This is a genomic window from Mycobacterium sp., assembly GCF_035499775.1.
In the GTDB taxonomy this organism is placed as follows: domain Bacteria; phylum Actinomycetota; class Actinomycetes; order Mycobacteriales; family Mycobacteriaceae; genus Mycobacterium.
The window spans coordinates 1-13037 of the sequence record NZ_DATJYB010000089.1 but is presented as its reverse complement, the minus strand read 5'-3'; the positions used below and the strand labels follow the sequence as shown (position 1 = coordinate 13037).

Here is a 13037-nt window from a genome sequence, read left to right as displayed (position 1 = left end):
ATGCCAACGCGCTGGGCGATTACCTGCGCGCGCGGCGCCAGCAGGTGCGGCCCGAGGATTGCGGGTTGGCTCCTGGCGTGCGCCGCCGTGTTCCGGGTTTGCGCCGCGAGGAGCTGGCCATGCTGGCGGGTATCAGCGCCGAGTATTACCTGCGCCTCGAGGTGGGCCGCGACAAGCATCCGTCGGCTCAGGTTCTTGATGCGCTCGCGAGGGTCCTGCAGCTTGACGCCAAGGGCGCGCAGCATCTGCACAACCTGGCCAACCCGACCGAATCGAACACCGATCCAGACAAGGCACGGGCCTACGGATTGGCCGAATTGGTCGACGAGTTTTTGCTGCCGGCCTTGGTGGCCAACAGATACGAAGACGTCTTGGCGGCAAATTCGCCTGCCCGCGCCCTGTCACCAGAATTCACACCGGGCCAGAACCTCCTGCGCTGGCGCCTTTTAGACCCGGCCGCCCGGGAGCTCTACCCTGATTGGGACGAGGTGACCGCCAGTGTGGTGAGTGGTCTACGTGAGCTGGCCAGCACGAATCCGGACGATCCGCGGCTGGGGTCGTTAACAGCTGAACTGTCCGCGGCCAGCGCACGTTTCCGCGAACTCTGGTGCGGCGGCACGGAAGTCGGTTACCACCTGATAGTCCGCCACATCCGTCATCCGCAGGTCGGCGACCTTCACCTCTATACGCACCGGCTCAACGCTCCCTATCCCGGCGGCGATCACGTGATCATGTATCGCGCCGAGCCGGGCAGCGACTCCGCACGAGCGCTCGAGAAGCTGCGGTCCCTTAGATGACGCAGAAAGCCAATGCGCTGGGCGATTACCTGCGCGCGCGGCGCCAGCAGGTGCGGCCCGAAGATGTCGGACTGATGCCCGGCACGCGCCGACGCGTCGCGGGATTGCGCCGAGAGGAACTGGCCATGCTGGCCGGCATCAGCGCCGAGTACTACCTGCGCCTCGAGGTGGGCCGCGACAAGAATCCGTCGGCTCAGGTTGTCGAGGCGCTGGCACGGACACTGCGGCTGGACATCAAGGCCACGAAATATTTGCATCATCTGGCCAACCCGATCATCAGCCACTGGGATCAGTGCGTTCTGGACGCACCGGCCGAGGGGCTGGACGAGCTGATTGATCAGTTGCCGTTGCCGGCAATCGTGGCGAGCAGGTACCAGGACATCCTGGCCGCAAATCCGGTCGCCCAGGCGCTGTCACCGGGGTTCGCACCGGGACAAAACTTCCTGCGCTGGCGTCTTCTGGACCCTGCCGCCCGAGAGCTTTACGTCAACTGGGAGGACGCGACCGACGCCGCGGTGGGTGGCTTACGGGAACTTGCCGGGGCAGTGCCGGACGATCCCCGTATGCAGGCGTTGATTGGCGAATTGTCCGCCGCCAGCCCACGTTTCCGCGAAGCGTGGGCGTGTGCGAATGTGGGCTACCGGTTGGGAGTCTTGCACATGCGTCATCCGCAAGTCGGCGATCTCTATCTGAGCCCAAACCAGCTCATCGTCCCGCATGTTCCAAACGCCGTCGGGCAGCATGTGCTCATCTATCGTGCCGAGCCGGGCAGCGACTCCGCCAGAGCGCTGGAGAAGCTGCGGTCCCTGTCGGACTCCTGATCCCGATCGGATCCTGTCCCCGCCAGTACCCGGGATAAGCACGGCATCCCCAGCCGATGGCCGGCGCCCTCATGGTGGACGTACGGCACGCACCATCGACCAAGGGGATGCGATCATGCTTTTCACCGCATTGCGTGACATGCAGTGGCGCGAATGGCGTTTCGCGATCGCGATCGTCGTCACGGGCCTGGTGTTCGCGATGACGCTCGTCCTCACCGGCCTCGCGAACGGGTTTCGGATGGAGGATGAGCGCACCGTCGATTCCCTTGGCGTCGACATGTTCTTGATCAAATCCGGCGCGAACGGGCCCTTCCTGGGTTCCGCACCGTTCTCGCAGGCAGAACTGCGAATGGTCGCCGGCGCCCCGGGCGTCGTGGCCGCGGCTCCCCTCACCTACAAGGGGGCGACGTTCAAAGACGGCGACGTGACGCGCGACGCGTCCGTGTTCGGCGCACCGACAGACGGTCCGGGTATGCCGGCCATGTCTGCGGGCCGGGCGCCGTCCAGCCCCGACGAGATGGCGGTATCGAGCACCATCGGCCACGGCATCGGCGAGCAGCTGGACGTCGGTCCGCGCCGTCTGCAGATCGTCGGCATCGTGGAGAATTCCACCGCGCTGGCCAAGACACCCAACTTCTTCCTGACCACCGAAGGCGTGCAACAACTGGTGTACGGCGGGCAGCCGCTGATCTCATCGATCGGGATTCAGGGCTCACTTACCCAGGCGCCCAAAGGATTCCGGATTGTCAGCCGGACAGTCGCGGTCGACGATCTGATGCGGCCGACCCGGGTCGCGGTCCAGGCGATCACGATCGTGGCTGTCCTGCTCTGGATCGTTGCGGCGTTGATCGTGGGAGGCGTCGTCTACCTGTCCGCGCTGGAACGCATGCGTGATTTCGCGGTATTCAAGGCGATCGGCGTCGCCACCCGATCAATTCTGGCCGGGCTGGTGCTGCAGGCGATTATCGTCGCGCTGCTTGCCGCCGCTTTCGGTGCAGGGCTGTCACGCCTACTCGGACCCCTGTTCCCGATGGACGTCATTGTGCCCACGTCGGCCTACCCGCTGCTGGCTGCGATCGCCGTAGGGGTCGGTCTGCTGGCCAGCGCCACCGCAGTCCGACGGGCTGCGACCGTCGATCCCGCACTCGCATTTGGAGGTCCCTGAACCATGCCCGATCTCAGCATCCAACAGCTCGTCGTCGAATACCCCAACGGCGACAACACCGTTCGCCCTCTCAACGGCCTGAACCTGGAACTCAACGCAGGCTCGCTGAGCATCCTGCTCGGCCCGTCCGGCTGCGGAAAAACGACATTGCTGTCGTGCCTCGGCGGCCTGCTGACACCGACTGCCGGCAGCATCAGGGTCGGTGACGTGGAAGTGACCAGGCTCGGCCGCCGCGCGATGACGGAATACCGGCGCCACACCGTCGGCATCGTCTTCCAGGCATTCAACCTGGTGCCGAGCCTGACGGCGCTCGAGAACGTGCTGGTGCCACTACGCGCGGCCGGAGAGTCGCGCCGGGCGGCACGCGAGCGCGCCGAGGAGCTGCTGACCCGGGTCGGTCTGCAGGACAGGATGACCCACCGTCCCGGCGACCTCAGCGGCGGCCAACAACAACGCGTTGCCGTGGCCCGTGCGATCGCTCTCGATCCGCCGCTGATTCTTGCTGACGAACCGACCGCACATCTGGACTACCTCCAGGTCGAGGAGATGCTCGGGCTGATTCGCGGCCTCGCCTCGGGTGAGCGCGTGGTCGTCGTGGCCACCCATGACGCCCGGCTGTTGCCTCTCGCTGATCGCGTGATCGAGATGGCGCCGACGGCCGTCCTGGTGAACCGTGCGCACGAAGCGATCCGGCTCGGCGCAGGAAACGTGCTGTTCAGCCAAGGTGCGGTAGCGGATCTGATCTACGTCGTCTCCGAGGGCGAGGTCGAGGTGATCCGTCAACGCGTCGGCGGTGGCCAGGAAGTTCTCCGAGTTGCCAAGGCCGGCGACTACTTCGGCGAGATCGGGCCGGTGTTCGGCTTGCAGCGCTCGGCAACGGTGCGTGCCCGCACCGACGCCGCGGTGGTCGGCTACAGCGTCCCGGAGTTCCGGGCACGCTTCGGCATCACCGCCCCAGCGGGCCCCATCGGGGGCCGCGAGCCGGTCATGGATTAGCAGGGTTTCGCGGTAGAGGGTGTCCAGGATCTAGCGGAAGAATCCGGAAAGACCGGTGCCCGTGTTGAATCCACCCGAGTTCGAGCCGCCCGAGTTACCGAAACCCGAGTTGTTGTCCGCGCCGGAATTGCCCACGCCCGAGCTGTGTTCGCCCTGGTTGAAGAAGCCCGTGTTGTAGTAGCCGGAGTTCATCAGGCCGATGTCGTGGTCGCCGGAGTTGAAGAAGCCGACCAGCAAGCCGCTGTCACCGCTGTTGAAGAAGCCGACGTCGGTGCCGGTGCTGCTGGAGTTGAAGAAGCCGGAGTTACCCGTGCCAGAGTTGCCGAACCCAGAGTTGCCGCTATGGCTGGCCGTACCGCCGATGCCCGTGTCTGCGGCGCCCGAGTTCCACAAACCGGTGTTGGTGTTGCCGGAGTTGAACAGGCCGGTATTGGTGAAGCCATCCCGCATACGGCGCTGCCGCGCCGGCCATCGCCGCCGCCGCGCTACCCTGCCACGGTCCCCCGACCAATCCCGAGGTCACCGCGCCGAACGAGTCCGCCGCCGAACCCAGCTCGTCGGCCAGGCCCTCCCAGGCCGCCGCGGCGGCCAGCATCGGCCCCGAACCCAGGCCCGAAAACATCTGCGCCGAATTGATCTCCGGTGGCAGCACAAGGAAACTCATGACGGGCATCCCTTCCCAGCAAGCCCAGATTCGCCCACCGCATCGCCCCCCGATAGCGCTGCCCAGGGGACATTACAGCGATCCGACCGTTTCCGAGGGCGGCTCAACGGGATCCAGAGCGAAAAGGCCGTCGAACGCCGTATCGTCACTTGTACGTGAGGTTACGTTCACATGGCGGACGGCAATTGCGCGCCTGATGTGCAAACATCGCTGACAGACTGACGGCCTGCGCGGCGGGCACACCGGTGCAGCGCCGCCCGCATCTCTAGGGAATAGGACACACCATGACCGATGTCGATCAGACGCCCTCCGACGGAATATCCGGCACCGGTTCCGTGCGGGCCGACCTGGTCGAGCCGACCCGCACCGGGATGCAGGCGGCTGCGCTACAGCGGGCGATCAACGACCACCTGCGCTACTCGATCGGCCGTCCGGCCGCCGCCCGCCGGCCCGAGCACTACTACCGGGCGCTCGCGCTGGCCGTGCGGGACCGGATGCAGGACCGCCGGGTGGTGTCGACGCAGACCTCGCTCGATCTCGGCCGCAAGGTGACCTGCTACCTGTCGGCCGAATTCCTGATGGGCCCGCAGTTGGGCAACAACCTGCTGAACCTCGGGCTGGAGCGGGCGGCCCGGGAGGCGCTGACGGCGATGGGCCAGAACCTCGACACGGTCCTTGCGTGCGAGGAGGAACCGGGGCTGGGCAACGGTGGCCTCGGCAGGCTCGCCGCCTGCTACCTGGACTCGCTGGCCACCCTGGAGCGTCCGGCGATCGGCTACGGCATCCGCTACGAGTTCGGCATCTTCGACCAGGAGATCCACGACGGCTGGCAGGTCGAGAAGACCGACAACTGGCTCGACAACGGAAACCCTTGGGAGATCCACAAACCCGACGTCACCTACCTCGTCAAGTGGGGCGGCTACGCGGAGCACTACACCGACGACACCGGCCATGACCGCTCCCGATGGGTGCCGGGACGGCTGCTGAAGGGCACCGCCTACGACACGCCCATCCAGGGCTACGGCGTCAACACCTGCAACGTGCTGACGTTGTGGAGCGCGCGGGCCGTCGATTCGTTCGCGCTGGAAGCCTTCAATACCGGCGACTACTACAAAGCCGTCGAGGACGAGGTCACCTCGGAGACCGTCACCAAGGTGCTGTACCCCAATGACGAGCCGGAGGCGGGCAAGCGGCTGCGTCTGCTCCAGCAGTACTTCTTCGTGTCCTGCTCGCTGCAGCATGTGCTGCACATCATTGATGATCTAGCCGACCTGTCGGTTAAGGAACTCCCCCAGCGGTTCGCCTTGCAGCTCAACGACACCCATCCGTCGATCGGGGTCGCCGAGCTGATGCGGCTGCTGGTCGACGAGCGCGACCTGCAGTGGGACGAGGCGTGGGACATCACGGTCGCGACGTTCGGCTACACCAACCACACCCTGCTGCCCGAAGCGCTGGAGAAATGGCCGCTGGAGATGTTCGCCGAGTCGCTGCCCCGTCACCTCGAGATCATCTACGAGATCAATGGGCGGTTCCTCGACGAGGTCCGCGCCCGCTTTCCCGGCGACGAGGACCGGGTCCGCCGGATGTCGCTGATCGGTGAGGACGGCGGTAAGAACGTCCGGATGGCGCATCTGGCGACCGTCGGCAGCCACGCCATAAACGGTGTCGCCGCGCTGCATTCGGAACTGCTGAAAGCCAGTGTGCTCAAAGACTTCTACGAGCTGTGGCCGGAGCGGTTCAGCAACAAGACCAACGGTGTGACGCCACGGCGCTTCCTCGCGCTGTCCAACCCCGGGCTGCGGGAACTGCTGGACCGCACCGTCGGTGAGGGCTGGCTCACCGAACTGGGGCGGCTGCGCCGGCTGGAGCCGTTCGTTGAGGATGCCTCGTTCCGTGCGCAGTGGCGCGACGTGAAGCGCAGCAACAAGGCGCGCCTCGCCAAGTACATCCAGCAGGCGGCCGGCGTGGAGCTGAACCCCAACTGGATGTTCGACGTCCAGGTCAAGCGCATCCACGAGTACAAGCGCCAGCACCTCAACGTACTGCACATCGTCGCGCTCTACCACCGGCTCAAGCAGAACCCGGGACTGTCGATTCCGCAGCGGGCCTTCATCTTTGGCGGTAAGGCCGCTCCCGGATATTTCCTCGCCAAGCGGATCATCAAGCTGATCAACTCGGTCGGGGAGACGGTCAACGCCGACCCGGATGTCAACAAGTTCATCAAGGTGGCGTTCGTGCCGAATTTCAACGTGCAGAACGCACACATGATTTACCCGGCCGCCAACCTGTCCGAGCAGATCTCTACCGCGGGCAAGGAGGCCTCGGGCACCGGGAACATGAAGTTCATGATCAACGGCGCCCTGACCATCGGCACGCTCGACGGCGCCAACGTCGAGATGCGCGAGGAGGTCGGAGCCGAGAACTTCTTCCTGTTCGGCCTGACCGTGGAGGAGGTCGAGGAGCTGAAGGCCAAGGGGTACCGCCCGGCCGATTACATCGACGGCCCCCAAGCTGGGAACGAGGAGCTAAGCACGGTCCTGGACCTGATTGCCGGCGGGACGTTCTCGCACGGCGACACCGAGGTGTTCCGGCCGCTGGTGGACAACCTCCGCTACGACGATCCATTCCTGGTGTGCGCCGACTACGCGTCCTACGTGCAATGCCAGGACCGGGTCAGCGCCGCGTGGCTGGACGGGGAGTCGTGGACGAAGATGTCCATCCTCAACACCGCGCGCAGCGGGAAGTTTTCGTCGGACCGCGCCATCGCCGAGTACTGCGACGACATCTGGAACGTCTGGCCGCTCACCGTGAAGATGTGAGCTGCTCGACCGACTGCCCGGGGGCGAAGGCTATTCGGCGCTAACCGATCTCGCTTGTGACATGCACGGCGACATAACCGATCGGGATCCCGGTCCGGAGGGCGATGCATTTCCGCGCCGCCAGTTCCACCGCGGCCCGACGGCTGGCGCGGGCGGTCCCGCCGACCTCGGGAATCCGGATCGTCCAACCGTCCGTATCGCGAGTGACTTCGATGTCGAAGCACTGGCCGACGGTCAGGTAATTCACGCGTCCAACAAGACGCTGGGTACGAGGGCTACGCAATGATCCTGGGCGCTGCGAAGGCATAGGTCTGTTCCTGAGTCGATTACGAACCGCGGGCAAGAATACTGCTACTCGAGGCCAAAACCTAATTTGCCCGAAGCCGGCCGGACGTGCGACCGGTCGGCGGCGCCGCAAAGCCCCCGTGACCAGCACCTTGACCGAGTGCCCCGAGACCCGCTAACCGCCGGCGGTCAACCACCCGCCGCCATCGACCACCAGCGTTGCTCCCGTGACGTAGGACGCCGCATCGCTGGCCAGGAATAACACCGTTTCGGCGACCTCGGTAGTCGAACCGGGACGCCGCAGCGGGTTCTGGGTGGTCCGCTGCTGGTTGTCGCCGGCGATTCGCTTGACTCCCTCGGTGCCCGACATCGCGCCGGGCGCAACGGCATTCACCCGGACCCCGTCGGGTCCCCACTCGATCGCGCAGGTACGGCTCAGCGCGTCGACGCCGGCCTTGGCCGACACCACGTGCGCCTGCTTGGCCATGCCGCGGTACTGGATCGCCGCGCTGATGTTTACCACGGCACCCCCGTGCTCGCGCAGCCACAGGTCGTACGCTGCCTTCGACACATTGAATGTGCCCAGCAGGTCGATGTCGACGACGGCTTTGAATCCGTTGGGGCTGAGGTCGCTGATCGGGACGGGGAAGTTCCCGGCAGCGTTGTTGACCACGACGTCGAGCCGACCGTACGTTCGCAGGACTTCCTCCAGGACCGCGGTGACCTCGTCGTGGCGGCGGACGTCGCAGACGCCGTAGCTGGCCTCAATCCCCTTGTCCTGCAAGGCTGCAACCGCTTCCTGAAGATTGGGTTCCTTGCGGCTGCAGATGGCGACGCGAGCGCCGTGAGCGCCCAGTACCCGGGCGATCTCCAGGCCCAGACCAGTCGCGCCGCCGGTGACCACGGCCACCTTTCCCTGCAGAAGATCGGCTCGGAACGGGCTGCGGTAGGTAGTCACGGTAAGTCATGTTTGCACGCCGTCACGCGCCGAGCGCGGGCGCCGGGGACGGATCGCCGATCAAAACGCATGCATATCCCCCACGTTCGACGCGCCCGTCGTAGCCGCGCTTTCAGCGTGTTCTCAGCGCCTCATCGGCAGAGTGGGGACAGAACCGCTCAGAAAGGCGTTGGACCGTGCAGCATTTCATTGTCAGCTACGGACTGTTCGCGATATTCGTATTGATGGCGGCCGAATCAGCATGTCTGCCCGTCCCGTCCGAGGTCACCATGCTGCTCGGCGGCGCAATTTCCACCGGCGCGGTCGCCGGATCGCATCCCACTCTTGCCGCGGTCATCATCTCGGGCACCCTGGGCAATGTCGCGGGAAGTTACCTGGCGTGGTGGGCCGGACGGCGTTGGGGCCAGTCCGCGTTGCGTCGTTGGGGCCGTTACGCCTGGCTTCGGCCGCGGGATGTCGAGCGTGCTCAACGATGGTTCCTGCGCCGCGGGACGTCCTCGGTGTTCTGGGCCCGACTGCTGCCCGCCATCCGCACCTTCATTTCGCTGCCCGCCGGCATCGCCCAGATGCCCCCGATCCGATTCGGCCTGTACACCGTCGCCGGATGTCTGCCGTGGACCGGTGCGCTCGCGGTCGCCGGCTACGTCGTGGGCGCAAACTGGCGGTCGCTCGAAGAGGCGATGCGGGGCCCCAGCTATGTGGTCGCTGTTGCGTGTCTCGCCGGCGGAGCGGCGCTGGTCTATCTGGCTGCCCACCGAAACCGGATGAACGACGAAATCCTTTCGGGCACAGACATTTCCGACCGCATGCTGTCGAAGCGCTGATGCCGGGTCGCCACCGCGGCAGGATCGCGGCGACCGTCTTCGCTGGCGATGTGCCGGCCCGGGGTCCTACAGTCCGACAGTGATGAACCGTGACGAAGGCGCGCGGGCACCGGGCTGGCGCTGGGGGCGCTGGCACAGAGCCAGTCCGCGCTACTGGGGCATCGCCACCCGCGCAGCGGTGGTGTCCGCGGCAGTGGTGCTGGCCGCACTCGCGCTGGCCATCGCGGGTCTACTGATCTTGCTGAGTCAACTGCTGATGTCCGGCGTCGACGACGCCACGGGTGCCCGAGTCACCGAGATCGTGGCCGCGTTGCGCCTGGAAAACGTCACCCGGCTCGACGAGAGCCTGATGACGACGAACCAGCGTGTGGTGGCGGTGCAGATCCTCGACGCCGACGGACACGTGGTGCGCCGATCGTCGGGGGCGCCGGCCACGGCCCTGGTACCCGTTGGACTATTCGGGTCCGCAATCACGGTCGGCCTGCCCGACGATGCTTCACCGGGCGATGACATGCGGTTGAGCGGTCAGAGGGTGGTGAGCCCCGGTGGCACGTACACCGTCGTGGTCGGCGGCGCCAGCGAAGCCGCCGAGGCAACGGTTCGGACCGTGGCGATTCTGCTGGTGGGGGTGTCGCCACTGGTGATCGCTGCGGCCGCCTACGTCAGCTTTACGCTGGTCAAACGCTCGTTGCGGTCGGTGGATGCGATCCGCACCCGGGTGGCGGAGATCTCTGCTTCGGACCTGTCCGAGCGTGTTCCGGTGCCCGCGAGCGGTGACGAGATCGCGGCCTTGGCCGACACGATGAATGCGATGCTGGAGCGCGTCGAGGCGGGCAACCTGGCGCAGCGCCGGTTCGTCGGTGATGCCTCCCACGAATTGCGCAGCCCGCTGACGACCATCATCTACGCGCTCGAGGTCGTCGAATCCCACCCCGAGCTCCTCGACATCGAGATGGCGACCGGCACCTTGCTGCCCGAGGCGCATCGGATGAAAGTGCTGGTGGAGGATTTGCTGTTGCTGGCCCGTGCCGACGAGAAGGGTTTGGCGCTGCCCACCGCTGAGGTGGGCCTTTCAGACATGTCAGACATCGTCGAGACGCAGGCGGCGCGGCTGCGCCGTGACACCACGCTGGCCGTCTACACCGACATCGACGAGCACATTCTGGCGCTCGGTGACGAGACGGCCCTGGCGCGGATGGTGCGCAATCTTGTCGACAACGCCGCCCGCCACGCGGTGTCGCAGATCGAGCTGTCGGTGCATCGCGCCGACGGCAACACCACATTCGTCATCGCCGACGACGGACCGGGCATACCCGCGGCGGAGCGCAGTCGTGTCTTCGACCGCTTCGTCCGCCTCGACACCGACCGGTCACGCAAGGGCGGAGGCAGCGGCCTGGGACTGGCCATCGTCGCCGAAATCATCCGCGCATACCGCGGCAGCATCACGATCGGTGACCGGCCGGGTGGAGGCGCCCACATCACCGTCACCGTGCCGTCAGGGCAATAGCCGGTATCCGACACCCCGGATCGTCTCAATACTGTTGGTACCGAACGGGATATCGATCTTGCGCCGTAGGTAGCCGACGTAGACTTCCACCACATTCTCCGGCCCGCCGTAATTCACGTCCCACACGTTGGCCAGGATGTCGGATTTGGTGAGCACGCTGTCCTTGTTGCGCATCAAGTACTCCAAAACACCGAACTCACGCGCGGTCAAGGAGATCGCCGTGTCGTCGCGGGTCACCAGGCGCCGGGACGGATCCAGCGACAGCGTGCCCGCGGTGAGAACGACGGGGCGTTCCGGCGCGCCGCGACGCATCAGCGCCCGCAGCCGCGCCACCAGAATCTTGAACGAGAACGGCTTGGTCAGGTAATCGTCCGCACCCAGGTCGAATGCGTCGGTCTGGTCATATTCGCCGTCCTTGGCGGTCAGCATGAGCACCGGAGTCCACACCGCAGCGCTGCGCAGCCGGCGGAGAACTTCGTAGCCGCTGCGGCCGGGCAGCATGATGTCCAGGACGATCACGTCGAACTGGTGCTCTGTCGCCTCGTACAGGCCATCGTCACCGGTAGCGGCGGTGACCACGACGAAGCCTTCAGCGCGCAGGCCCATCGCCACCATCGACGACAGTCGTTCCTCGTCTTCGACGAGCAATACCCTCACGGTGCCACCCCTCGGTTCAGTGCGGTATGGCGCACTCAAGCTTTCCACCATGCCGATATCGCGCTGAGAAGACGCTGAAACTCGGCGCCGACTATCCCATCGCGTGGCCAACCACCCGATCGGACCTAGCCGGCAAAGCGATTGCACGACGCCAGCTGCTGCACAGCGCCGGCGGCCCCGTCGACGAAGTCGACGAGCACGACACCCAGGCTGCGGCCCACCTGTGCGTCGCCCTGGCGGCGGGCCGCCTCCCGCTGCAATCGAGGATTCAGGATGTCGGTGAGCAACCGCGGCGGCACCACCGCGCCGTTGGCCGACACGAAGCTGATCGTGATCTTGTCGGTGCTTGCCGAGGCCGCGTCCAGCGACGCGACGACGGAACGCCATTTGCGTTCGACTGCCTCTGCGGGCGCGAGGTAACCCATGTCCCAGTCGTCCTCGATGGACACCAGCGGGCCGGTCCAGCTGATCCCTCCTAGGCTGGGTAACTTGTTGGGCATCAGCACAATTCGGCCGCGAACCAGTCGCAGCTGCGGAATCGCCGGGGCGCGGTATATCCGGTCGTCGGCATCGGCCTCACGCACATGCCGCTCGAATGCCGCCACGAACTGCGGCTCGGGCATCGTGGACGCCTCCTGCTGCACCCGCATCAGCAACGCCTCGGTCGGGTTCGCCGCGAGGAACGCCACGCACTCGCGCAGCACATCGGTCAACGAGAGCTGCTCGTCGACGAACATGTGATGGATACGCAGCGTCCCGTCCGGTTCGGCGTGGCAGCGCACGTCGAGGAACCGGACCCCGGCGTTCAGCTGCTGCGTGACGGTCCAGTTCTGGCACTGCACCCACAGCGCGGTAACGAAATCGACTACCGGCGCCACACCACCGAAGCGTGCTCCGGAGTCGTGCGTGCCGGGGATGGTGATGCCGCTCAGCGGCGCGTCGTCGGCCAGCCGTGCCATCCAGCGCGGCAGGTCGATCGATTGTTCGTCGGCGCGCGCCACCAACGGTCGTGCCAGCATCGCGGCCGGAGCCAGCGCCGCGGCGCACAGCACAGTTCGTCGCCTTATGGTCACCCGTCGCCTTCCTCAGCGGTCAGCGTGGCTGCGGATGTGGTTCGTACTCGCGCACGATCACCGCGCCCGCCGGCGCGTCCGGCTGCAGCGGGCTGGCCGGATCGATCCCGAACAACCGGTTCGCTACGACGACCGCCCCGTACACGTCAATTCGCGTCGGGTCCGCCAGCGCGGCGGGGACGTCCAGCATGATCTTGCTGTTGCCCCGGTTCGCCCCATCGTGCCCGAACCATCTCATTCGATCGGCCTGGTCGAGCGACGGCTCCCGGTACTCGTGTTCGGCGAGCACCGACACGTCATCGAACAGCGTGATCCGCACCCCCGCCGCGCTTTCGGCGACGAGCGCGGCCGCTGCCGGGTCGACGGTCGCACGCACCGCACGCAGGACACGGCGATAGTTGACCGGCGATGCCGGAGGCGGCAGCGGGATGGGCTGATGGCCGGCAAGCAACTCGGGTGCATCCGCTGTCA

The 13037-nt window shown here is 66.1% G+C and carries 13 protein-coding genes and 1 pseudogene; 7 read left to right on the top strand and 7 right to left on the bottom strand.

What is annotated here, in order from left to right:
- The 4 genes from VML93_RS05610 to VML93_RS05595 all read left to right on the top strand — a co-directional run.
- Positions 1-797: helix-turn-helix transcriptional regulator (locus VML93_RS05610; RefSeq protein WP_325608518.1), on the top strand; the 797-nt coding region annotated here is incomplete at its 5' end.
- On the top strand, positions 794-1618 hold the full coding sequence (locus VML93_RS05605) for a helix-turn-helix transcriptional regulator (protein ID WP_325608516.1): 825 nt from the start codon (positions 794-796) through the stop codon (positions 1616-1618). The genes VML93_RS05610 and VML93_RS05605, both read left to right, overlap by 4 nt.
- A gap of 115 nt (positions 1619-1733) precedes the next feature.
- Complete coding sequence (locus VML93_RS05600; protein WP_325608514.1) at positions 1734-2783, top strand: ABC transporter permease; 1050 nt, start codon at positions 1734-1736, stop codon at positions 2781-2783.
- Between the two features lie 3 nt (positions 2784-2786).
- Positions 2787-3779: an ATP-binding cassette domain-containing protein gene (locus VML93_RS05595; protein WP_325608512.1), complete on the top strand. Its 993-nt coding sequence runs from the start codon at positions 2787-2789 to the stop codon at positions 3777-3779.
- A gap of 30 nt (positions 3780-3809) precedes the next feature.
- Here the strand turns inward: VML93_RS05595 and VML93_RS05590 are convergent, their stop codons facing one another.
- Both VML93_RS05590 and VML93_RS05585 read right to left on the bottom strand, forming a co-directional pair.
- On the bottom strand, positions 3810-4172 hold the full coding sequence (locus VML93_RS05590) for a hypothetical protein (RefSeq protein ID WP_325608510.1): 363 nt from the start codon (positions 4170-4172) through the stop codon (positions 3810-3812).
- Positions 4173-4215: 43 nt separating this feature from the next.
- A pseudogene (locus VML93_RS05585) lies at positions 4216-4443 on the bottom strand (PPE domain-containing protein); the annotation flags it as partial.
- Positions 4444-4814: 371 nt separating this feature from the next.
- On the opposite strand from VML93_RS05585, the gene VML93_RS05580 reads away from it, so the two are divergent.
- Positions 4815-7262 carry a glycogen/starch/alpha-glucan phosphorylase gene (locus VML93_RS05580; RefSeq protein ID WP_325608522.1) on the top strand — a complete coding sequence of 816 codons (2448 nt, stop codon included), beginning with the start codon at positions 4815-4817 and terminating at the stop codon, positions 7260-7262.
- Between the two features lie 40 nt (positions 7263-7302).
- Here VML93_RS05580 and VML93_RS05575 read toward each other — a convergent pair whose 3' ends face one another.
- Both VML93_RS05575 and VML93_RS05570 read right to left on the bottom strand, forming a co-directional pair.
- A complete protein-coding gene (locus VML93_RS05575) occupies positions 7303-7500 on the bottom strand; it encodes a long chain fatty acid-CoA synthetase Faa4p (protein WP_325608520.1) in 198 nt (65 codons plus the stop codon).
- 222 nt (positions 7501-7722) lie between these two features.
- On the bottom strand, positions 7723-8505 hold the full coding sequence (locus VML93_RS05570) for an SDR family oxidoreductase (protein ID WP_325608506.1): 783 nt from the start codon (positions 8503-8505) through the stop codon (positions 7723-7725).
- A 176-nt stretch (positions 8506-8681) separates the two neighbouring features.
- Here VML93_RS05570 and VML93_RS05565 point away from each other — a divergent pair, with 176 nt between their 5' ends.
- On the top strand, positions 8682-9329 hold the full coding sequence (locus VML93_RS05565; protein ID WP_325608504.1) for a DedA family protein: 648 nt from the start codon (positions 8682-8684) through the stop codon (positions 9327-9329).
- Positions 9330-9411: 82 nt separating this feature from the next.
- On the top strand, positions 9412-10836 hold the full coding sequence (locus tag VML93_RS05560) for a HAMP domain-containing sensor histidine kinase (protein WP_325608503.1): 1425 nt from the start codon (positions 9412-9414) through the stop codon (positions 10834-10836).
- Here the strand turns inward: VML93_RS05560 and VML93_RS05555 are convergent.
- The 3 genes from VML93_RS05555 to VML93_RS05545 form a co-directional block, all read right to left on the bottom strand.
- Positions 10825-11493, bottom strand: coding sequence for a response regulator transcription factor (locus VML93_RS05555; protein WP_325608501.1), 669 nt, complete (start codon positions 11491-11493; stop codon positions 10825-10827). The two genes, VML93_RS05560 and VML93_RS05555, sit on opposite strands and share 12 nt — an antisense overlap.
- A 125-nt stretch (positions 11494-11618) precedes the next feature.
- Complete coding sequence (locus VML93_RS05550; RefSeq protein WP_325608499.1) at positions 11619-12566, bottom strand: phosphatidylinositol-specific phospholipase C; 948 nt, start codon at positions 12564-12566, stop codon at positions 11619-11621.
- A gap of 19 nt (positions 12567-12585) precedes the next feature.
- On the bottom strand, positions 12586-13037 hold a 452-nt coding region (locus VML93_RS05545; RefSeq protein WP_325608497.1), incomplete at its 5' end, for a hypothetical protein.

Coding starts and splice junctions, on each gene's coding strand:
- VML93_RS05605 (WP_325608516.1), top strand. CDS start 794: ATGACGCAGAAAGCCAATGCGCTGGGCGATTACCTGCGCGCGCGGCGC.
- VML93_RS05600 (WP_325608514.1), top strand. CDS start 1,734: ATGCTTTTCACCGCATTGCGTGACATGCAGTGGCGCGAATGGCGTTTC.
- VML93_RS05595 (WP_325608512.1), top strand. CDS start 2,787: ATGCCCGATCTCAGCATCCAACAGCTCGTCGTCGAATACCCCAACGGC.
- VML93_RS05580 (WP_325608522.1), top strand. CDS start 4,815: ATGCAGGCGGCTGCGCTACAGCGGGCGATCAACGACCACCTGCGCTAC.
- VML93_RS05560 (WP_325608503.1), top strand. CDS start 9,412: ATGAACCGTGACGAAGGCGCGCGGGCACCGGGCTGGCGCTGGGGGCGC.